This window comes from Pseudomonas sp. 2(2015) (genome assembly GCF_000955865.1).
Taxonomy (GTDB): domain Bacteria; phylum Pseudomonadota; class Gammaproteobacteria; order Pseudomonadales; family Pseudomonadaceae; genus Aquipseudomonas.
Genome location: NZ_JYOF01000002.1, coordinates 266,442 through 286,394 on the forward strand (window position 1 = coordinate 266,442; position 19,953 = coordinate 286,394).

Annotated in this window: 22 protein-coding genes; 13 read left to right on the top strand and 9 right to left on the bottom strand. The window is 63.0% G+C overall.

All coding sequences use genetic code 11. The annotated features are described in order from the left end of the window. Positions 1-26 precede the first annotated feature (26 nt). From UB48_RS02775 to UB48_RS02800, 6 genes are read left to right on the top strand one after another with little or no spacing between them, the layout of a single operon-like run. Positions 27-1,166, top strand: a complete 1,140-nt coding sequence (locus UB48_RS02775) for a homoserine O-acetyltransferase (protein ID WP_045193963.1) — start codon at positions 27-29, stop codon at positions 1,164-1,166. A 7-nt stretch (positions 1,167-1,173) separates the two neighbouring features. Then, positions 1,174-1,794 carry a methionine biosynthesis protein MetW gene (gene metW / locus UB48_RS02780; protein WP_038997652.1) on the top strand — a complete coding sequence of 207 codons (621 nt, stop codon included), beginning with the start codon at positions 1,174-1,176 and terminating at the stop codon, positions 1,792-1,794. Positions 1,795-1,818: 24 nt separating this feature from the next. Then, positions 1,819-2,253: a DUF4426 domain-containing protein gene (locus tag UB48_RS02785; RefSeq protein ID WP_045193964.1), complete on the top strand. Its 435-nt coding sequence runs from the start codon at positions 1,819-1,821 to the stop codon at positions 2,251-2,253. Further along, on the top strand, positions 2,250-2,846 hold the full coding sequence (gene rdgB, locus UB48_RS02790) for an RdgB/HAM1 family non-canonical purine NTP pyrophosphatase (protein WP_045193965.1): 597 nt from the start codon (positions 2,250-2,252) through the stop codon (positions 2,844-2,846). Before UB48_RS02785 ends, rdgB begins: the two co-directional genes overlap by 4 nt. Then, a complete protein-coding gene (hemW, locus tag UB48_RS02795; protein ID WP_045193966.1) occupies positions 2,843-4,057 on the top strand; it encodes a radical SAM family heme chaperone HemW in 1,215 nt (404 codons plus the stop codon). Before rdgB ends, hemW begins: the two co-directional genes overlap by 4 nt. Before the next feature lie 9 nt (positions 4,058-4,066). After that, positions 4,067-4,390 (top strand): DUF3392 domain-containing protein, encoded by a 324-nt coding sequence (locus tag UB48_RS02800; RefSeq protein ID WP_010222202.1) that lies wholly within the window; start codon positions 4,067-4,069, stop codon positions 4,388-4,390. A gap of 44 nt (positions 4,391-4,434) precedes the next feature. Here UB48_RS02800 and trmB read toward each other — a convergent pair whose 3' ends face one another. The 4 genes from trmB to UB48_RS02820 form a co-directional block, all read right to left on the bottom strand. After that, entirely contained in the window at positions 4,435-5,157 is a 723-nt protein-coding gene (trmB, locus tag UB48_RS02805; protein WP_045193967.1) for a tRNA (guanosine(46)-N7)-methyltransferase TrmB, read from the bottom strand. Positions 5,158-5,166: 9 nt separating this feature from the next. Next, entirely contained in the window at positions 5,167-5,961 is a 795-nt protein-coding gene (locus UB48_RS02810) for a thiazole synthase (RefSeq protein ID WP_045193968.1), read from the bottom strand. A 48-nt stretch (positions 5,962-6,009) separates the two neighbouring features. Next, the gene (thiS, locus tag UB48_RS02815; protein ID WP_045193991.1) at positions 6,010-6,210 is read right to left on the bottom strand and encodes a sulfur carrier protein ThiS; all 201 of its coding nucleotides are present in this window, start codon (positions 6,208-6,210) and stop codon (positions 6,010-6,012) included. A 101-nt stretch (positions 6,211-6,311) separates the two neighbouring features. Beyond that, positions 6,312-6,683: a DUF423 domain-containing protein gene (locus tag UB48_RS02820; protein ID WP_045193969.1), complete on the bottom strand. Its 372-nt coding sequence runs from the start codon at positions 6,681-6,683 to the stop codon at positions 6,312-6,314. 34 nt (positions 6,684-6,717) lie between these two features. On the opposite strand from UB48_RS02820, the gene mtgA reads away from it, so the two are divergent. Further along, on the top strand, positions 6,718-7,476 hold the full coding sequence (gene mtgA / locus UB48_RS02825) for a monofunctional biosynthetic peptidoglycan transglycosylase (RefSeq protein ID WP_177329130.1): 759 nt from the start codon (positions 6,718-6,720) through the stop codon (positions 7,474-7,476). Positions 7,477-7,539: 63 nt separating this feature from the next. Here mtgA and UB48_RS02830 read toward each other — a convergent pair whose 3' ends face one another. The 5 genes from UB48_RS02830 to ftsY all read right to left on the bottom strand — a co-directional run bounded on the left by UB48_RS02830 (position 7,540) and on the right by ftsY (position 12,316). Next, positions 7,540-8,049: a DUF1993 family protein gene (locus UB48_RS02830; protein WP_045193971.1), complete on the bottom strand. Its 510-nt coding sequence runs from the start codon at positions 8,047-8,049 to the stop codon at positions 7,540-7,542. An 80-nt stretch (positions 8,050-8,129) separates the two neighbouring features. Then, positions 8,130-8,984 carry an RNA polymerase sigma factor RpoH gene (gene rpoH / locus UB48_RS02835; RefSeq protein WP_010222193.1) on the bottom strand — a complete coding sequence of 285 codons (855 nt, stop codon included), beginning with the start codon at positions 8,982-8,984 and terminating at the stop codon, positions 8,130-8,132. A gap of 112 nt (positions 8,985-9,096) precedes the next feature. Beyond that, positions 9,097-10,128 (bottom strand): permease-like cell division protein FtsX, encoded by a 1,032-nt coding sequence (gene ftsX / locus UB48_RS02840; RefSeq protein WP_045193972.1) that lies wholly within the window; start codon positions 10,126-10,128, stop codon positions 9,097-9,099. Beyond that, positions 10,125-10,796 (bottom strand): cell division ATP-binding protein FtsE, encoded by a 672-nt coding sequence (gene ftsE / locus UB48_RS02845; protein ID WP_010222191.1) that lies wholly within the window; start codon positions 10,794-10,796, stop codon positions 10,125-10,127. Before ftsE ends, ftsX begins: the two co-directional genes overlap by 4 nt. Further along, on the bottom strand, positions 10,793-12,316 hold the full coding sequence (ftsY, locus tag UB48_RS02850; RefSeq protein WP_045193973.1) for a signal recognition particle-docking protein FtsY: 1,524 nt from the start codon (positions 12,314-12,316) through the stop codon (positions 10,793-10,795). The genes ftsE and ftsY overlap by 4 nt, the downstream gene beginning before the upstream one ends. A gap of 230 nt (positions 12,317-12,546) precedes the next feature. Here ftsY and UB48_RS02855 point away from each other — a divergent pair, with 230 nt between their 5' ends. The 6 genes from UB48_RS02855 (at position 12,547) to UB48_RS02880 (ending at position 19,913) form a co-directional block, all read left to right on the top strand. Further along, positions 12,547-13,902, top strand: a complete 1,356-nt coding sequence (locus tag UB48_RS02855; protein ID WP_045193974.1) for a pitrilysin family protein — start codon at positions 12,547-12,549, stop codon at positions 13,900-13,902. Further along, the gene (locus tag UB48_RS02860) at positions 13,895-15,394 is read left to right on the top strand and encodes a pitrilysin family protein (protein WP_045193975.1); all 1,500 of its coding nucleotides are present in this window, start codon (positions 13,895-13,897) and stop codon (positions 15,392-15,394) included. Before UB48_RS02855 ends, UB48_RS02860 begins: the two co-directional genes overlap by 8 nt. After that, complete coding sequence (gene rsmD / locus UB48_RS02865) at positions 15,394-15,987, top strand: 16S rRNA (guanine(966)-N(2))-methyltransferase RsmD (RefSeq protein WP_045193976.1); 594 nt, start codon at positions 15,394-15,396, stop codon at positions 15,985-15,987. The genes UB48_RS02860 and rsmD overlap by 1 nt, the downstream gene beginning before the upstream one ends. Before the next feature lie 112 nt (positions 15,988-16,099). Next, entirely contained in the window at positions 16,100-17,449 is a 1,350-nt protein-coding gene (locus UB48_RS02870) for a pitrilysin family protein (protein WP_045193977.1), read from the top strand. 169 nt (positions 17,450-17,618) lie between these two features. Continuing rightward, positions 17,619-18,845, top strand: a complete 1,227-nt coding sequence (locus UB48_RS02875; protein WP_177329131.1) for a pitrilysin family protein — start codon at positions 17,619-17,621, stop codon at positions 18,843-18,845. A 66-nt stretch (positions 18,846-18,911) separates the two neighbouring features. Further along, positions 18,912-19,913 carry a hydrolase gene (locus UB48_RS02880; protein WP_045193978.1) on the top strand — a complete coding sequence of 334 codons (1,002 nt, stop codon included), beginning with the start codon at positions 18,912-18,914 and terminating at the stop codon, positions 19,911-19,913. The last annotated feature ends 40 nt before the right edge of the window (positions 19,914-19,953 follow it).

The window sequence follows — 19,953 nt, forward strand, 5'->3', positions numbered from 1 at the left end:
GCCTCATTCAAGCGTGAGCAGGGTCGATGTCCACTGTCTTTCCCGAAGATTCGGTCGGTCTGGTAACACCGCAACTGGCACAGTTCAGCGAGCCGCTGGCGCTGGCCTGCGGTCGCTCGCTGGCCGCCTATGAACTGATCTACGAAACCTACGGCACGCTCAACAGCAGCGCCAGCAACGCCGTGCTGATCTGTCATGCGTTGTCCGGCCATCACCATGCCGCCGGCTACCACAGCCCCGACGATCGCAAGCCGGGCTGGTGGGACAGTTGCATCGGCCCCGGCAAGCCGATCGATACCAATCGTTTCTTCGTGGTCAGCCTCAACAACCTTGGCGGTTGCAACGGCAGCACCGGCCCCAGCAGCATCAACCCGCTCACCGGCAAGCCCTACGGCGCCGATTTCCCGGTGCTGACCGTGGAAGACTGGGTGCACAGCCAGGCGCGCCTGGCCGATCGCCTGGGTATCCAGCAATGGGCCGCCGTCGTCGGTGGCAGCCTGGGCGGCATGCAGGCGCTGCAGTGGACCATCACCTACCCCGATCGCGTGCGTCATTGCCTGGACATCGCCTCGGCACCCAAGCTCTCGGCACAGAACATCGCCTTCAACGAGGTGGCACGCCAGGCCATCCTCACCGACCCGGAATTCCACGGCGGCTCGTTCCAGGATCAGGGCGTGATCCCCAAGCGCGGCCTGATGCTGGCGCGCATGGTCGGGCACATCACCTACCTGTCCGATGACTCCATGGGCGAGAAATTCGGCCGCGAGCTGAAAAGCGACAAGCTCAACTACGACTTCCACAGCGTCGAGTTCCAGGTTGAAAGCTACCTGCGCTATCAGGGCGAGGAGTTCTCCGGGCGTTTCGACGCCAACACCTACCTGCTGATGACCAAGGCACTGGATTACTTCGACCCGGCCGCCAGCCACGGCGGCGACCTGGCAGCGACTCTTGCGCATGTCACCGCGGATTACTGCGTGATGTCGTTCACCACCGACTGGCGCTTCTCGCCAGCGCGCTCGCGGGAGATCGTCGATGCGCTGATCGCCGCACGCAAGAACGTCTGCTACCTGGATATCGATTCGCCCTATGGCCACGATGCCTTCCTGATCCCGACCCCGCGCTACATCACGGGATTCACGAACTACATGAACCGCATCGTCTGCTGAGGAGCCTATGAGAGCCGACCTGGAAATCATCCAAGACTGGATCCCCGCCGGCAGCCGGGTACTCGACCTCGGTTGCGGTACCGGTGAACTGCTGGCGTCGCTGCGCGACCACAAGCAGGTGGCCGGCTACGGCCTGGAAATCGACCCCGACAACATCGCCCAGTGCGTGGCCAAGGGCGTCAACGTCATCGAGCAGGACCTCGACAAGGGCCTGGGCAACTTCGCCAGCAACAGTTTCGACGTGGTGGTCATGACCCAGGCCCTGCAGGCCGTGGAATACCCCGACCGCATTCTCGACGAAATGCTGCGCGTCGGCCGCCAGTGCATCATCACCTTCCCCAACTTCGGCCACTGGCGCTGCCGCTGGTACCTGGCGACCAAAGGTCGCATGCCGGTTTCCGACTTCATGCCGTATACCTGGTACAACACGCCGAACATCCACTTCTGTACCTTCGAAGACTTCGAGGCCCTGTGCAGCGAACGCCGCGCCCAGGTCCTCGACCGCCTGGCGGTCGACCATTTGCACCGCCACGGGTGGGCGAGCAAGCTATGGCCTAATCTTCTAGGTGAGATCGGCATTTACCGTGTCAGCAGCCCCGGCCTTACCGAACACAAGGTCGCGGTTTAACCCGCACACCGGAGGAGAACGATCATGGGTCGCTTGTTGAGTTTTTTACTGACTGCCTGCCTGAGTGTGACGGCGGTCGCCGCCGATGCCATCAAGGGCGAACGCCAGGAAGTGTTCGGTGATACCACGGTGCACTACAGCACTTTCATTTCGACCTTCCTGCAACCAGATATCGCCAAGGCTGCGGAACTGGTGCGCAGCAAGAACCAGGGCGTGATCAACGTCTCGGTGATCAAGGCTGGCAAGCCACTGGTCACCCAGGTCAGCGGCACCGTCAAGGACCTGACCAGCAACTCGGTGCCGTTGAAGTTCAAGCAGATCACCGAACAGGGCGCCATCTACTACATCGCCCAGTTCCCTGTTGAACAACAGGAAACCCGGACCTTCACCATCGACGTTGGCATTGGTGGCAAGACCGAAACCATCAGCTTCAACCAAGAGCTTTTTCCAGGCGAATGATGACTTTTCAGCAAATCGTATTGGCCAGCCATAACGCCGGCAAACTCAAGGAACTGCAGGCCATGCTCGGTGACACCGTGCAACTGCGTTCGATTGGCGAATTCAGCAGCGTCGAGCCGGAAGAAACCGGCCTGTCGTTCGTCGAAAACGCCATCCTCAAGGCGCGCAATGCCGCGCGCATTTCCGGCATGCCGGCGCTGGCCGATGATTCGGGCCTGGCGGTGGACTTTCTCGGCGGCGCGCCGGGCATCTACTCCGCTCGTTATGCCGATGGCAAAGGCGATGCGGCAAACAACGCCAAGTTGCTCGATGTGCTCAAGGACGTCCCGCAGGAGCAGCGCGGCGCCCAGTTCGTCTGCGTCCTGGCCTTGGTCCGGCATGCCGACGACCCGCTGCCGATCCTCTGCGAAGGCCTGTGGCACGGGCGCATCCTGACCCAGGCCAGCGGCGAGCACGGCTTTGGCTATGACCCACTGTTCTGGGTCCCGGAGCGCGATTGCTCGAGCGCCGAGCTGAGCCCTGCCGACAAGAACCAGATCAGCCACCGTGCCCGCGCCATGAGCCTGTTGCGTCAACGTCTGGGCCTGGCATGACCGAGCGTTCGCCGGCACAGCCACTGCACCTGGGCGAGGCTGGCTTTACTTCCCAAGTACCGCGGGCGGCCCTGCCACAGCTGCCGCCCCTGGCGCTGTACATCCATATCCCCTGGTGCGTGCGTAAATGCCCGTACTGCGACTTCAACTCCCACGCCGCCACCCCCGAACTGCCGGAAGAAGCCTACGTCGACGCCCTGCTCGCCGACCTCGACCAGGAGCTAGGCAACGTCCATGGCCGCCCGATCAGCTCGATCTTCTTTGGCGGCGGCACCCCGAGCCTGTTCAGCGCCCGCGCGCTGGGGCGCTTGCTGGTCGGTGTGGAGCAACGCATACCGTTTGCCAGCGACATCGAAATCACCCTGGAGGCCAACCCCGGGACCTTCGAGCAAGAGAAGTTCAAGGCCTACCGGCAATTGGGCATCAATCGCCTGTCGATCGGCATCCAGAGCTTCCAGCAAGCCAAGCTCGAAGCCCTGGGCCGCATCCACAACGGTGACGAGGCGATTCGCGCCGCCGACATGGCGCGCAATGCCGGCTTCGACAACTTCAACCTCGACCTGATGCATGGCCTGCCCGACCAGTCGCTGGACGACGCCCTGGGCGACCTGCGCCAGGCGATTGCGCTGAACCCCACGCACCTGTCCTGGTACCAGTTGACCCTGGAACCGAATACGGTGTTCTGGAACCAGCCACCGCTGCTGCCCGAAGACGACATCCTCTGGGACATCCAGGAAGCCGGCCAGGCCCTGCTGGCCAGCCACGGCTACGCCCAGTACGAAGTCTCGGCCTACGCCCAGCCGGGACGTGCCGCGCGGCACAACCTCAACTACTGGAGCTTTGGCGACTTCATCGGTATCGGCGCCGGCGCCCACGGCAAACTCAGCCACCCGGACGGGCGCATCCTGCGCACCTGGAAAACCCGCCTGCCCAAGGACTACCTGAACCCGGCCAAGCCCTTCAAGGCCGGCGAAAAGCTGCTGCCGGTGGACGAGCTGCCCTTCGAGTTCCTGATGAACGCCCTGCGCCTGACCCAGGGCGTAGACATCGAGCTGTTCAGCCAGCGTACCGGCCTGCCCCTGGAGCAACTGGCGGCGGCGCGGCGTGAAGCCGAACAAAAAGGGCTTTTGCAGGTCGAACCGACGCGACTGGTCGCTACCGCGCGCGGCCAGTTGTTCCTCAACGACCTGCTGCAGTATTTCTTGACCTAAGGATTGCGAATGGACCTGGTACTCGACCTGCTCTCGACCGTTTCCCGCTGGAGCCGCAGCAACCTGTCGGAGATTTCCCTGGCCTTGGTGGGCTGTTTGCTGGTGCTGTTTGGCACCGACATCAAAGGCTGGGTCGAACAACGCCTGGGCGGCCTTGCAGGCGCCTTGCGCGTACCGTTCATGGCCTTGCTGGTGATGATCGGCAGCGGTGCGGCATTGATCTATGCCACCCCGTGGGTGGTGAAGGGGCTGGCGCAGTTCAACAACTATGCGTTGGCGCCGGTGCTGCTGATTGTGCTGGTGTTGATTGGCGTGGTTGCCGATCGGCGCTGAAAAGCATCGCGGGGCGACCCGACTTGCCCCGCGATTGACATCACCTACGCCAGTTTTTCGAACTTCAGATCCCACACCCCATGCCCAAGCCGCTCGCCGCGGCGTTCGAACTTGGTGATCGGGCGTTCTGCCGGACGCTCTACGCACTTGCCGTCGGCGGCCAGGTTGCGATAGCCCGGCGCCACGTTCATCACTTCCAGCATGTATTCGGCATAAGGCTCCCAGTCGGTGGCCATATGGAACACACCGCCCACCTTGAGCTTGCTGCGCACCAGCTGCGCGAATTCCGGCTGGACGATGCGGCGCTTGTGGTGACGGCTCTTGTGCCAAGGGTCGGGGAAGAACAGCATCAACCGGTCGAGGCTGTTGTCAGCCACGCACTTGTTCAGCACTTCGATGGCATCGCAGTCATACACCCGCAGGTTCTTCAGACCCTGAGTCAGCACGCCGTTGAGCAGCGCCCCGACACCCGGACGGTGCACTTCGACACCGATGAAGTCCTGCTCTGGCGCGGCAGCAGCCATTTCCAGCAGGGAGTGGCCCATGCCGAAGCCGATCTCCAGGGTACGCGGCGCCGAGCGGCCGAAAACCTGGTCGTAGTCCACCGGGCTCTCGGCCAGGGGCAGGATGAACAGCGGTCCACCCTGGTCCAGGCCGCGCTGCTGGCCTTCGGTCATGCGCCCGGCGCGCATCACGAAACTCTTGATGCGGCGGTGTTGGCGCTCTTCGCCTTCGGTGGTGATCGGCGTTTCTTGCGATTCAGTCATCAGGGGCTCTTACTTGATCAGACCATCCAGCGGCGACGAGGCGCTGGCATAGAGTTTTTTCGGCATACGCCCGGCAAGGTAAGCCAGGCGGCCAGCGACAATGGCGTGTTTCATGGCTTCGGCCATCATGATCGGCTGCTGTGCGTGCGCGATCGCCGAGTTCATCAGCACCGCCTCACAGCCCATTTCCATGGCGATGGTGGCGTCGGACGCGGTACCGACACCGGCATCGACCAGCACCGGGACTTTCGATTCTTCGAGGATGATCTGCAGGTTGTACGGGTTGCAGATCCCCAGGCCCGTACCGATCAGGCCGGCCAGTGGCATCACCGCGATGCAGCCGGCTTCGGCCAGCTGGCGGGCGATGATCGGGTCGTCGCTGGTGTAGACCATCACGTCGAAACCGTCCTTGACCAGCACTTCGGCGGCCTTGAGGGTCTCGATCACGTTGGGGAACAGGGTCTTCTGGTCGGCCAGTACTTCGAGCTTGACCAGGTTGTGGCCATCGAGCAGTTCACGGGCCAGGCGGCAGGTGCGCACGGCTTCGACCGCGTCATAGCAGCCAGCGGTGTTCGGCAGGATGGTGTAGCGATCGGGCGGCAGCACGTCGAGCAGGTTCGGTTCGCCCGGGTTCTGGCCGATGTTGGTGCGGCGCACGGCAACCGTGACGATCTCGGCGCCGGAGGCCTCGATGGCCAGGCGGGTTTCTTCCAGGTCACGGTACTTGCCGGTGCCGACCAGCAGGCGCGACTGGAAGGTACGACCGGCCAGGGTGAAGGGCTTGTCGCTACGAACGTTGCTCATCGGTAATCCTCTTGAAGGTTGAGGGACTTGCAGGTGAAGCGCGAAGGCCTAGCCGCCGCCAATGGCGTGCACCACTTCAACCTGATCGCCGTCGTTCAGCGTGGTGACGTCGTGCTGGCTGCGCGGCACGATGTCCAGGTTGAGTTCGACCGCCACCCGGCGACCCGCCAGGTCAAGCCGGTTGAGCAGGGCCGCGACGCTTTCGCCATCGGGCAATTCGAAAGGTTCACCGTTCAGTTGAATGCGCATGCGCACGGCCGCCATTATTTTTAGGGGCCCGCATTCTAGCCCTGATCAGGGCGCAAACCCAAGGCCGGGCCGCGCCATTCGTCTCGATCCGGACTCGCGGGTCAGCTCAGACGCCAGGCTGCAAGGCCCAGGCACAGCCATCCGCCGAGAAACGCCAGGCCGCCAAAGGGGGTGATGATACCGAGCTTGCCGATGCCGCTCAGGGTCAGCACATACAGGCTACCGGAAAACAGCAGGATCCCCAGGGTGAACAGACCACCGGCCCACCCGACCAGACGCCCTGGCAGGTGCACCGACAGCACTGCTACCGCGAGCAGGGCCAGGGCGTGTACCAGCTGGTAGGTGACGCCGGTATGAAAGATCGCCAGGTATTCGCTGCTCAGCCGGCCCTTGAGGCCATGGGCAGCAAAGGCGCCCAGGGCCACGCCGGTAAAGCCGAAAAACGCCGAAAGCAGCAGAAAACTACGCAGCATTGGGAAGACTCCTAGTCAGCACAGGGTCTGTATAATGGCCCGCTCCATCGCTTCGGCCAAGCCATCGCCTATGCTGTCTTCCATTTTCCGTCGCCTCACCCGTGCCCTGCTGTGGTTTGCCGCAGGCAGCGCCCTGCTGGTGCTGGTGTTTCGCTGGGTGCCGCCGCCCGGCACCGCCCTGATGGTCGAGCGCAAGGTCGAGTCCTGGTTCGATGGCCAGCCGATCGACTTGCAACGGGACTGGGAGCCGTGGGAGCGAATCTCCGATGAGCTGAAAGTGGCTGTGATTGCCGGCGAAGACCAGAAGTTCGCCAACCACTGGGGCTTTGACTTCAACGCCATCCAGGCGGCGCTGGCCCATAACGAGCGCGGCGGCAGCATTCGCGGCGCCAGTACCTTGAGCCAGCAAGTGGCCAAGAACCAGTTCCTCTGGGCCGGCCGTAGCTGGTTGCGCAAGGGGCTCGAAGCCTGGTTCACCGCTTTGATCGAGCTGCTGTGGTCGAAAGAGCGGATTCTTGAGGTCTATCTCAACAGCGCCGAGTGGGGCGAAGGCGTGTTTGGTGCACAGGCGGCCGCCCGGCACCACTTCGGCGTCGATGCCAGCCAGCTTTCGCGCCAGCAGGCCAGCCTGCTGGCCGCAGTGCTGCCCAGCCCGCTGAACTGGAGCGCCAGCCGGCCCAGCACTTATGTGGCGCGACGCGCAGGCTGGATTCGCCAGCAGATGCGCCAGCTCGGTGGTAACAGCTACCTGGCGCAGCTGGACAGCCCGCGTCGGGCACCTTGGAAGCAATAAAAAACCCGGCAAAGCGCACGCTTTGCCGGGTTTTTACTGCTTGCCCATTACTGGGTAAAGATTTTAGAACGCGCCCATGTAGTCACGCTTGCCCACTTCTACACCGTTGTGACGCAGGATTGCGTAGGTGGTGGTGACGTGGAAGAAGAATTGCGGCAGGCCGTAGGTCAGCAAATAGGCCTGGCCACTGAAGCGCTTCTCTTTCGGCGTGCCCGGACGGGTCACGATTTCAATGCCTTCCTTGCCGTCGATCTGCGCCGGCGCAATGCCGTCCAGGAAAGCCAGGACCTTGCTGATCAGCGCTTGCAGCTCGGCAAAGGTGGTTTCGCTGTCATCGTATTTCGGCAACTCGACCTCAGCCAGGCGCGCCGAAACGCCCTTGGCGAAATCAACAGCGATCTGCACCTGGCGAACCAGCGGAAACATATCCGGATACAGGCGAGCCTGGAGAAACACGCTCGGATCAATGTTTTTCGCCGTGGCGTGAGCTTCGGCCTTGTTCAGCACATCGCTCAGGGCGTTGAGCATCTGCTTGAAGACAGGAACAGAAGCGGCATACAAGGAAATGGTCATAACAGCCTCGACAGGGGTGGCGGAGAATCATGAAAAAGCCCCGACACGTCGGGGCTTTTTGGTTATTGCCGTTTTGCGAATCAGACCGCGATCAAGGCTTTGACCTTGTTCATCGCGTTCTTTTCCAGCTGGCGTATCCGCTCGGCGGATACGCTGTATTTCTCGGCCAGGTCATGCAGGGTGGCCTTTTCCTCGGCCAGCCAGCGCTGATAGAGAATATCGCGGCTGCGGTCATCCAGGCCTTGCAGGGCTTCGTGCAGGTTGCTGGTGGAGTTGTCACTCCAGTCGGCATCCTCCAGTTGACGCGCAGGGTCGTAACGGTGGTCTTCCAGGTAGTTGGCCGGCGACTGGAATGCACTGTCGTCGTCGGCTTCACTGGCCGGGTCGAAGGCCATGTCCTGACCGGTCAGGCGGCTCTCCATTTCACGCACTTCACGCGGTTCGACACCCAAGCTTTCGGCGACACGATGAACTTCATCGTTGTTCAGCCAGGCCAGGCGTTTTTTCTGGCTGCGCAGGTTGAAGAACAGCTTGCGCTGGGCCTTGGTGGTCGCCACTTTGACGATCCGCCAGTTGCGCAGGATGAACTCGTGAATCTCGGCCTTGATCCAGTGCACCGCAAAGGATACCAGGCGCACGCCCATTTCCGGGTTGAAGCGCTTGACCGCTTTCATCAGGCCAACGTTGCCTTCCTGAATCAGGTCGGCCTGGGCCAGCCCGTAGCCCGAATAGCTTCGAGCGATGTGTACAACAAAACGCAGGTGGGCGAGCACCATCTGCCGAGCCGCCCCAAGATCCTGCTCATAGTAGAGACTCTCGGCCAGTTCACGCTCCTGCTCGGGCGTCAGCAATGGAATGCTGTTGACCGTGTGCACATAGGCTTCCAGGTTTGCGCCGGGAACCAGGGCATAGGCAGGTTGCAACGAAGTGGTCATACGAAAAAACCTCCGACTCACTAAACTCGTGCCAAAGGCACTGCCAACATTGACCGGGAACCGCGAAACAAGTTCCCTAAAAATGAAAAGAGTCAATACCAGCAAAAAGACACTATCGCGGTGCAAGCTCGCTCAAGTGGCGGGCGACCGCAATCCAAGCACCGATATACCCTAACAACACCGCCCCAAGCAAGAGGGACAGACCATCGGCTGACGGAACCCCGGCCAAGGCAAAATCACTGCCGTACAGCCCGGAGAGCCCGATAACCGCGTCGTTCAGCCAGTTCAGGCCAAACGCCAGCACGCCCCAGGCCAATACCCCGGCACCCAGGCCATACAAGGCGCCCATGTACAGGAAAGGCCGGCGCACATAGCTGTCGGTGCCGCCGACCAGCTTGATCACCTCGATCTCGGTGCGGCGGTTCTCGATGTGCAGGCGAATTGTGTTACCAATTACCAAAAGCAGCGCCGAGACCAGCAAGACGGTCAGGCCGAAGACAAAGCGGTCGCCCAGTTTGAGAATCGCCGCCAGGCGCTCGACCCACACCAGGTCCAGTTGCGCGGCTTCGACCTTGGGCAGCTCGGCCAGGCGCTGACGCAGGGCTTCCAGCGCCGGCTTGTCGACCTCTGCGGGAGTCACCACCACGACCCCAGGCAACGGGTTCTCCGGCAGTTCGCGCAGGGCTTCGCCCAGGCCGGACTGCTGCTGGAACTCGTTGAGGGCTTGTTCGCGGCTGACGTATTCGGCCTCGGCAACCCCTGGCAAACCTTTGATCTGCTCGCGCAAGGCTTCGCCGTCGTGGCTGCTGGCATCGAGTTTCAAGTACAGGGAAATCTGCGCCGCGCGCTGCCACGAACCACCCAGGCGCTCGACGTTGCTCAGCAGCAACGACAGGCCCATGGGCAGGCTCAGGGCCACGGCCATCACCAGGCAGGTAAAGAAGCTGCCGATCGGCTGCTTGCCCAGGCGCCGCAGGCTGTCGAGCAGGCTTGAGCGGTGGCTTTCCAGCCAGGCGTGCAGCAGGGTACGGAAATCCGGGCCGTCATCGTCGTGGCCGCCGCCGGGTTTTTTCTTTTCCGGCGCAGGGTCAGCGGCTTTTGGCGCTACTCGTTCGGAAACCTTGGGACTACGTGTCGCACTCATTGCCCGGCCTCCCCATCGCCGATCAAGCGGCCGCGCTGCAGGGTCAGCATGCGATGGCGCATGCGCGCGATCAGCGCCAGGTCGTGACTGGCGATCAGTACGCTGGTGCCCAGGCGGTTGATATCTTCAAAAACACCCATGATCTCCGCGGCCAGGCGCGGGTCGAGGTTACCGGTGGGTTCGTCCGCCAGCAGCAAGGCCGGGCGGTGAACGATGGCGCGGGCAATGCCGACGCGCTGCTGCTGGCCGGTAGACAGGTCACCCGGGTACAGCTCGGCCTTGTCCGACAGGGCCACGCGCTCGAGCGCCGAGTCGACCCGCTTGGCCACTTCGGCCTTGGACAGGCCGAGGATCTGCAGCGGCAGGGCGACGTTGTTGAATACGGTACGGTCGAACAGCAACTGGTGGTTCTGGAACACCACGCCGATCTGCCGGCGCAGGAACGGGATTTGCGCGTTGCTGATCTGCCCCAGGTCCTGCCCGGCCAGCAGCAGCTTGCCGCTGGTAGGGCGTTCCATGGCCAGCAGCAGGCGCAGCAGAGTGCTTTTGCCGGCGCCGGAATGGCCGGTCACGAACAGGAATTCGCCCCGACGCACCCGAAAACTCAACTCATGCAGGCCAACGTGACCATTGGGGTAGCGCTTGGCGACCTGTTCGAATCGAATCATGGATGCTCCCGCTCGGCAAACAGTGCTTTCACGAAGGGTTCGGCTTCGAAGGTGCGCAGATCGTCAATCCCTTCGCCCACGCCAATATAGCGGATCGGCAGGCCGAACTGCTTGGCCAGGGCAAAGATCACCCCACCCTTGGCGGTACCGTCGAGCTTGGTCAGGGCCAGACCGGTCAGTTCAACGCTCTGGTTGAAGTGCTTGGCCTGGTTGATGGCGTTCTGGCCGGTACCGGCGTCGAGCACCAGCAGCACCTCGTGGGGCGCGTCGGCATCGAGCTTGCCAATGACCCGGCGAACCTTCTTCAGCTCTTCCATCAGGTTGTCTTTGGTGTGCAGGCGGCCGGCGGTGTCGGCGATCAGCACATCGATGTTACGGGCCTTGGCGGCTTGCACGGCATCGAAGATAACCGAAGCCGAATCGGCACCGGTGTGCTGGGCGATGACCGGGATCTGGTTACGCTCGCCCCAGACCTGCAGTTGCTCGACCGCTGCGGCGCGGAAGGTGTCACCTGCGGCGAGCATGACCTTCTTGCCTTCAAGCTGCAGCTTCTTCGCCAGCTTGCCGATGGTGGTGGTCTTGCCGGCGCCATTGACGCCGACCACGAGGATCACGAACGGCTTGCTCTGGGCTTGAATGTGCAGCGGTTGCTCGACCGGCTTGAGCAGGTCGGCCAGCTCGTCTTGCAGCGACTTGTACAGCGCGTCGCTGTCGGCCAGCTGCTTGCGCGCGACCTTCTGGGTCAGGCTCTGGACGATCACCGAGGTGGCTTCGACGCCAACATCGGCGGTCAGCAGGCGGGTTTCGATTTCATCAAGCAGGTCGTCATCGATGGCCTTCTTGCCGAGGAACAGGCTGGCCATGCCTTCGCCAATGCTGGCGCTGGTCTTCGACAGGCCCTGCTTGAGGCGGGCGAAGAAGCCGCCCTTGCTCTCTTCGCTGCGCACAGGTGCGGCTGGCTCGGCCGGGGCTGGCTCGGCAACCGGAACTCGCGCTGCAACAGCAGCGGCTACAGGCTCGGGTTCGGGTTCGGGTTCGGGCTCGGGCACTACCACTGGTTCCGGCGCTACAACCGGTTCAGGTGCAACCACCACCGGCTCAGGCGCGATGAACACTGGCTCAACCACTGGCGCGGGAGCAGGCTCCTGGCGCGGCGGAATCGGCGGCGGTGTGTGTGGCTCAAGGTCGGCGACCAGGGCAACCGGCTCTTCTGGCACGGGCAGCACCAGGCCGGCGGGCGCTGCGGGCTGGACCTCGACCGGCGCAACGGGCGCAACGGCAGCGGGCTCTGGAACAGCAACCGGTGCAGGCGCAGCACCAGGTGCTGCAGCCACCTCGACCGGGGCAACGGCAGCCGGCGTTTCGACCGGCAACGCAGCCGGTTGCTCCGCTTCAGCCGGAATGGGGTTTTGCGGCTGTTCGGCTACGGGTTGCTGCGGTTTTTTGCGCAACCAGCCGAACAGGCCTTTCTTTTCACCAGCCGCGGCCGGCGTCTTTTTGTCGTCGTTGGAACCAAACATGGAAGACGGCTATCTCAGGGTAGCGATGCGCCACTGCGGCGCTTCTTAAATTCTTTTAACGCAGAACAGTCTACTTTTAATCCGGCTCGTTCTTGCGCAGCATTTTGTCATCAAGCCTTCGGGCTGGTTCCATGACAGGCATGGTCCTCAGGCAACCGGATCAGTATCCTAGCACCTCCAAGCCCGCCGACGCTAAGACCACGCGGGCAGTCCTACAGGTTAAACAACGTATGAATGCTCTAGCCCGCCGCGCCGCTGGCCTGTTGCTCAGCACAGTTTGTCTGCCGTTCGCGGCCTTCGCCGCCGATACGCAACCCACCCACGAATTCATTCTCGACAACGGCCTGAAAGTGGTCGTGCGCGAGGATCACCGGGCGCCGGTGGTGGTCTCGCAGATCTGGTACAAGGTCGGTTCGACCTACGAATCACCGGGCCAGACCGGCCTTTCCCATGCCCTGGAACACATGATGTTCAAAGGCAGCGAGAAGCTCGGCCCTGGCGAAGCCTCGCGCATCCTGCGCGACCTGGGCGCCGAAGAGAACGCCTTCACCAGCGACGACTACACCGCTTATTACCAGGTACTGGCCCGCGACCGCCTGCCGGTGGCCCTGGAGCTTGAAGCCGACCGCATGGCCAGCCTGCGCCTGCCGGCCGACGAGTTCAGCCGCGAGATCGAGGTCATCAAGGAAGAGCGCCGCCTGCGCACCGACGACCAGCCCAACGCCAAGGCCTTCGAGCTGTTCAGCGCCATGGCTTTTCCGGCCAGCAGCTACCGCACCCCGACCATCGGCTGGATGGCAGACCTTGACCGCATGAAGGTCGAGGAACTGCGCCACTGGTACGAGTCCTGGTACGTGCCGAACAACGCCACCCTGGTGGTGGTTGGCGATGTCACCGTCGACGAGGTCAAGGGCCTGGCCCAGCGCTTCTTCGGCGCCATCCCGAAACGCGCGGTGCCACCGGCCAAGCTGCCACTCGAACTGGCCGAGCCGGGCCTGCGGGAAACCACCCTGCATGTGCAAACCCAGCTACCGAGCCTGATCTACGGTTTCAACACCCCGGGCCTGGCCACCGCCAAGGACCCGCGCAGCGTGCACGCCCTGCGGCTGATCTCGGCATTGCTCGACGGCGGCTACAGCGCGCGCCTGCCAAGCCGCCTGGAGCGCGGCCAGGAGCTGGTCACCGGGGCTTCGTCGAGCTACAACCCGTTCACCCGCGGCGACAGCCTGTTCGTGATCTCGGCCATGCCGAACCTGCAAAAGCACAAGACCCTGGCCGACGTCGAAGCCGGTATCTGGAAGCTGCTCGACGAGCTGAAAACCACCCCGCCGTCGGCTGAAGAGCTTGAGCGCGTACGTGCCCAGGTCATCGCCGGGCTGGTCTACGACCGTGACTCGATCAGCAGCCAGGCCACCGCCATCGGCCAACTGGAAACCGTCGGCCTGTCGTGGAAACTGATCGACAGCGAGCTGGACGAGCTCAAAAGCGTGACCCCGGCCGACATCCAGAACGCCGCCCGTACTTATTTCACCCGTGAACGCCTGAGCGTTGCCCATGTACTGCCCGAGGAGAACGCTCATGAGTGAACGCAGCGCACCCCGCTACACCCTGATCGGCCTCGGCCTGTTGTTGCTGATTGGCCTGCTGGCGTTCTTCCTGGCCAAACCTGCGCAATCGGATAACGCCGCGCAACCGGCTGCGGTCACCGAAGCCAAGGCGGCCAACACCCTGCAATCGCTGGCCGAGCTGGATGGCAAGGCGCCAAGCCGCCGGCAACTGAACATCCAGACCTGGAACACCGCCGAAGGCGCCCGCGTGCTGTTCGTCGAAGCCCGCGAGCTGCCGATGTTCGACCTGCGCCTGACTTTCGCCGCCGGCAGTAGCCAGGACGGCGATGCCCCGGGCCTGGCGACCCTGACCAACGCCATGCTCAACGAAGGCGTGGCCGGCAAGGACGTCACCGCCATTGCCGAAGGCTTCGAGGGCCTGGGCGCCGACTTTGGCAACGGCGCCTACCGCGACATGGCCGTGGCCTCGCTGCGCAGCCTGAGCGCGGCCGACAAGCGCGAACCTGCGCTCAAGCTGTTCGCCGAAGTGGTCGGCAAGCCGACCTTCCCGCAGGACGCCCTGGCGCGCATCAAGAACCAGATGCAGGCCGGCTTCGAATACCAGAAGCAGAACCCCGGCAAGCTGGCCAGCATCGAGCTGTTCGAGCGCCTGTACGGCACCCACCCCTATGCTCACCCGAGTGACGGCACCGCCAAGAGCATTGCGCCGATCACCCTGGAGCAACTGCGTGCCTTCCATGCCAAGGCCTATGCCGCTGGCAATACGGTGATCGCCCTGGTCGGCGACCTGAGCCGCAGCGAAGCCGAAGCCATTGCCGCACAGGTGTCCTCGGCCCTGCCCAAAGGCCCGGCCCTGGCCAAAGTAGCCCAGCCAAGCGAACCCAAGGCCGGCGCAACCCACATTGACTTTCCGTCCAAGCAGACCCACCTGATGCTCGCGCAACTGGGCATTGATCGTAACGATCCGGACTACCCGGCGTTGTCGCTGGGCAACCAGATCCTCGGGGGTGGCACCTTCGGCACCCGGCTGATGAGCGAAGTGCGCGAGAAACGCGGCCTGACCTACGGCGTATACTCGGTGTTCAGCCCGATGCAGGTGCGTGGCCCGTTCATGATCAACCTGCAGACCCGTGCCGAGCTCAGCGAAGGCACCCTCAAGCTGGTCCAGGACATCCTCGCCGACTACCTCAAGAGCGGCCCGAGCCAGGCTGAGCTGGACGACGCCAAGCGGGAACTGGCCGGCAGCTTCCCGCTGTCCAATGCCAGCAACGCCAGCATCGTTGGCCAACTGGGTGCCATCGGCTTCTACAACCTGCCACTGACCTGGCTGGAAGACTACATGCAGCAGTCCCAGCAACTAACCACTGAACAGGTCAAGGCAGCGCTGAACAAACACCTGGCTGCTGACAAGATGGTTATCGTCACCGCCGGGCCAAGCGTGCCGCAAAAACCCTTGCCGCCGCCCACTGACAAACCCGCCGAGCAACCGCTTGGCGTACCGGAGCATTAATGGCCAGTCCATCCGCAAAACCGGCCAAGCCGCACCACGGCCAGGGCCAGCTGCGCATCATTGCCGGCGAATGGCGCAGCCGGCGCCTGGGCTTCCCTGACGCGCCGGGCCTGCGCCCAACCCCGGACCGGGTCCGCGAGACCCTGTTCAACTGGCTTGCCCCGCACATCGAAGGAGCCAAGGTGCTCGACGCCTACACCGGCAGCGGCGCCCTGTACCTCGAAGCGCTGTCCCGTGGCGCGGGCGATTCCGTGGCCCTGGACAGCAACCCGGCGGCCATCGCCAGCCTGCGGCAGAACCTCGAGACCCTGCGCTGCCCTCGCGGCCAGGTGATCCAGACCGACGCCCAGCGCTACCTGCAGGGTGAGCCGAAGCTGGCCTTCGACCTGGTGTTCCTCGATCCGCCGTTCAACCAGGGCTTGCTGCCGACCACCTGCGCCCTGCTTGAAGAGCGTCAGTGGCTGGCCGAAAACGCCTGGATCTACACCGAGAGCGAAACCCCGCCATCGACCTTGCAGTTGCCCGGCAACTGGCGCCTGCACCGCGAGAAAAAGGCCGGCCAGGTCTACTACGCACTCTGGCAGCGCGGCTGAGCAATCAGCACGACCCGGCCGCCGCCGGGTCGTGCCCGCTAAATATCTAACGCCTTTCACCTTTACGCTTGCTTGATCGTGCGCCTTGTTTTCAACCACAAGGATCACTGTCATGGATCGACGCACCTCCCTCAGGAGCAGCCTGCTCGGCCTGTTTCTGCTATCCGGCCAGGCCCTGGCCGAACCCTCCATTCGCCATGAGTTCACCCTCGACAACGGCCTGCACGTAGTCATCAGCGAAGACCGCCGGGCGCCCGTGGTCACCACACATATGCTGGTCAAGGTCGGTTCGAGCCATGAGTACCCCGGGCAGTCCGGTTTGTCCCACGCCCTCGAACACCTGCTCTACCGAGGCAGTGCCAAGACCGCCCCGGGTCAGCTCTCACAGATCATCGAACGCCTGGGCGGCGAGGACAACGCCTACACCCTCCGTGACTTCACCGTGCATCATCAGACGCTCCCCAGTGATCGGCTGGCTGTAGCGCTGGAGCTCAATGCCGATCTGCTCAAAGGCGCAGTGCTGAGCGAACACGAGTTCGTTCGCGAGATCGAAGCGGTCAAGGCTGAGCGGCGAGAGAATGTCGATAACGATCCATTGCTAAGGCTCTTCGAGCAACTGCAGGCCATTGCCTACCCGCAAAGCAGCTATCACACCCCGGTGATCGGCTGGATGAGCGATCTGCAGCGCATGCACAACGAAGAACTGCGCGCCTGGTATCGCACCTGGTACGCGCCCAACAATGCCACGCTGATCATCGTTGGCGATGTGCGGCGTGATGCGGTGAAACACGAGGTTGAAAAGTATTTTGCCGGTTTCCCCCGCCAAGACCTGCCGTTCATTAAAAAGCCCCTTCAGACCGCTGCCCCCGGCCCCCGTCAGGTTACGGTCTACGAGGATTTCAGTACGCCAACCCTGGTCATGGCCTTCAACGTGCCGACCTATGCCAGCGCAGCGTCAGCAACTGACGTACATGCCTTGCGCCTGCTTTCGGCCCTGCTGGGCAAAGGCTTGAGCGCCCGCCTCAGCACCCGGCTGGAGCGCCAGCAAACTCTGCTGACACGCCCTGACGTCAGCTACGACCCGGTGGCCAGGGGCGATAACCTGTTCGAGATCCAGGCTTCAATCAACACCGTTCAGCCCAGGCCACTGGACGAACTGCAAGCGGCGATCTGGGCACAACTGCAGGCACTGAAAAAAAACCCTCCCGAACCTGACGAACTTGCCCGGGCGCGAACACTACTGCTGGCAGAAAACACCTTCGCCCGCGACACCCTCGCCTATCAGGCCGGCGACTTGGCTGCTCTGCTCGGCAGTGGCTTGCCAGCCGCTCAACTGGACAATGATGCCGACGACCTGGCGCGAATAACGCCTGAACAACTACAGCAGGCCGCCAACACCTACTTCACCCGCGAACGGCTTACGGTCGCTTATCTGCAGGCCAAGGAGGCCGATGATGAATAAGTTCACGCTAAACCTTTTACCTATCGTCCTGCTCCTAACATCTGTCATTGCATACGCCCAGAGCGCTGCATCTGAGCTGGGATCCCTGAAATCCACCGCCCCCCTGACCAGCATCCCTCAATTGCCGATCAAATCGTGGCACACGCCTCAGGGCAGCCAGGTGTTGTTTGTGCAGAACAACCATTTGCCGATGTTTGACCTGCAGGTTGTATTCGCTGCCGGCAGCGCCCGCGATGATGGCGCAGCAGGCCTGGCACAACTCACCCTGGGCATGCTCGATGAGGGCGCAGGCCAGTACGATGCCCTGCAGATTGCCGAAGGCTTCGATGCGGTCGGCGCACAGTTTCACAAGCAGGCCGGGCGAGACAGCCTGGCCGTAACTCTGCGCAGCCTCAGCAGCCAGGAGCACAGCAGCAAAGCCGTCGGCTTGCTGACAGATGTACTCGGCAAACCGCAACTTGCCGATGACAAGCTGCAGGCGATCAAGGATCAGCTCACCAGCCAGCTCATACAACGCCAGGGGGTCCAGACCTACAGGGCCACCGACCTGCTTTACCAGCATGCTTACGCCAATCACCCCTATGCGACGAACAGCGCCGGCACCAGACAGACAATTGAATCGCTAACCATTGCCGATATCCGCGCATTCCACCAGCAAGCGCTCGCTGCGGGCAATGCCCTGATCACCCTGGTCGGAGACCTTTCGCTTGAGCAGGCTCAAGCCATTGCACTTCAAGTATCGTCAGCACTGCCCAGCGGGCCGGCACTCTCACCTTTACCCGTGCCCGCTGCTTTCGAGCCGGAGATCTATCACCTTGAGCATCCGGGCAGCCAGGCGCTGTTGTTGTTTGCCATACCCGGCATCAGCGTGCACCATGCCGATGCACCGGCGCTGACCCTGGCCAATCTGATACTGGGCGGCCCCGGCGCGACTTCGCGCCTGTTCGATGAACTGCGCAGCCAACGTGGTTTGACCTACGGCGCCAGATCAAAGCTGATCCAGCACCCTGCCAGCGGCCTGTGGACCTTTACCACTGAGGTCGAGGCCAGGTACCGCGATGCCAGCATGGCGTTGCTCGAGCAATTACTTGCAGACTACGCGGCACAGGGCCCGACCGCGCAGGAGGTCGAAGACGCGAAGCACAAGCTGCGCGGCAGCTACCTGCTGGGTTCAGTGAGCAACCAGCAGATCAGCGATATCCTGATCCACACCGGGGTCAACCAGTTGCCGCTGGACAGCCGCCAGGCGTTTCTCGACAAGGTTCAGGCGCTGACCCTGGATCAGCTGAAAGTCGCGTTGAAAAAACACCTGAAGCTCGACAAGCTGGTGCAAATCAGCGTCGGCCCGACGGTCGAACAAGACGCCTTGCCGAACATCGAGCCTGCGACCGGCTGATCGGTGCGGGCAACTGCCAGTAACCGGACATACACTTGTCTGAAACAGATCTGCGAGTACGCCACGATGTGTGCCTCAACCCCCAGCCCCTTCAAACCCGCCCTGGGGCTGGGCAATCCACATATGCAGACGCTCTGGGGGCCGCTATGGCGCAAGTCAGCGGCCCTGAGCCGCCAGCGCGAACGTCTGTGGCTGGCTGATGGCGATTTCCTCGACCTCGACTGGCACGGCCCCCATGAAGCGACAACCCCGGTGGTGCTGGTGCTGCATGGGCTCACCGGCTCGTCCAGCTCGCCGTACGTCATCGGTATGCAACAGGCCCTGGCCGACCGTGGCTGGGCCAGCGTGGCGCTGAACTGGCGCGGCTGCTCGGGCGAACCCAACCTGCTGCCGCGCAGCTACCATTCCGGCGCCAGCGAAGACCTGGCCGAAGCCATTGACCATCTGCGCGCCCAGCGCCCGCAGGCACCGCTATACGCCGTGGGTTACTCGCTGGGCGGCAATGTGCTGCTCAAGCACCTGGGCGAAGCCGGCTCGGCCAGCCAGTTGCAGGCGGCGGTGGCGGTGTCGGTGCCGTTTCGCCTGGACCAGTGCGCCGACCGCATCGGCCTGGGTTTTTCCCGGGTGTACCAGGCGCATTTCATGCGCGCCATGCTCGCTTATGTGAAGGACAAGCAGCGCCACTTCCAGCATCACGGCCACCACGAAGGGCTGGCCGCGCTGGAGCGCCTGGGGCCGCTGGAAAACCTGCGCACCTTCTGGGATTTCGACGGCCGGGTGACCGCGCCGCTCAATGGCTTTAGCGATGCCAAGGACTACTACCGACGTGCTTCCAGCCGGTATTTTCTGGGCGAGAACCGCACGCCGACGCTGATCATCCATTCCAGCGATGATCCCTTCGTGTTCGCCCATAGCTTGCCAGCAGCCAATGAACTGGCGGCGCAGACCACCTTTGAGCTGCATGCGCGGGGCGGACATGTAGGGTTTGTCGATGGCAGCGTGCGCAGTCCGGGCTATTACCTGGAGCGGCGGATTCCGCAGTGGCTGGCGATAAATCGAGCTGACTGAAAAAGCATCGCCGGCAAGGCCGGCTTGTGTCTTGAGGTTG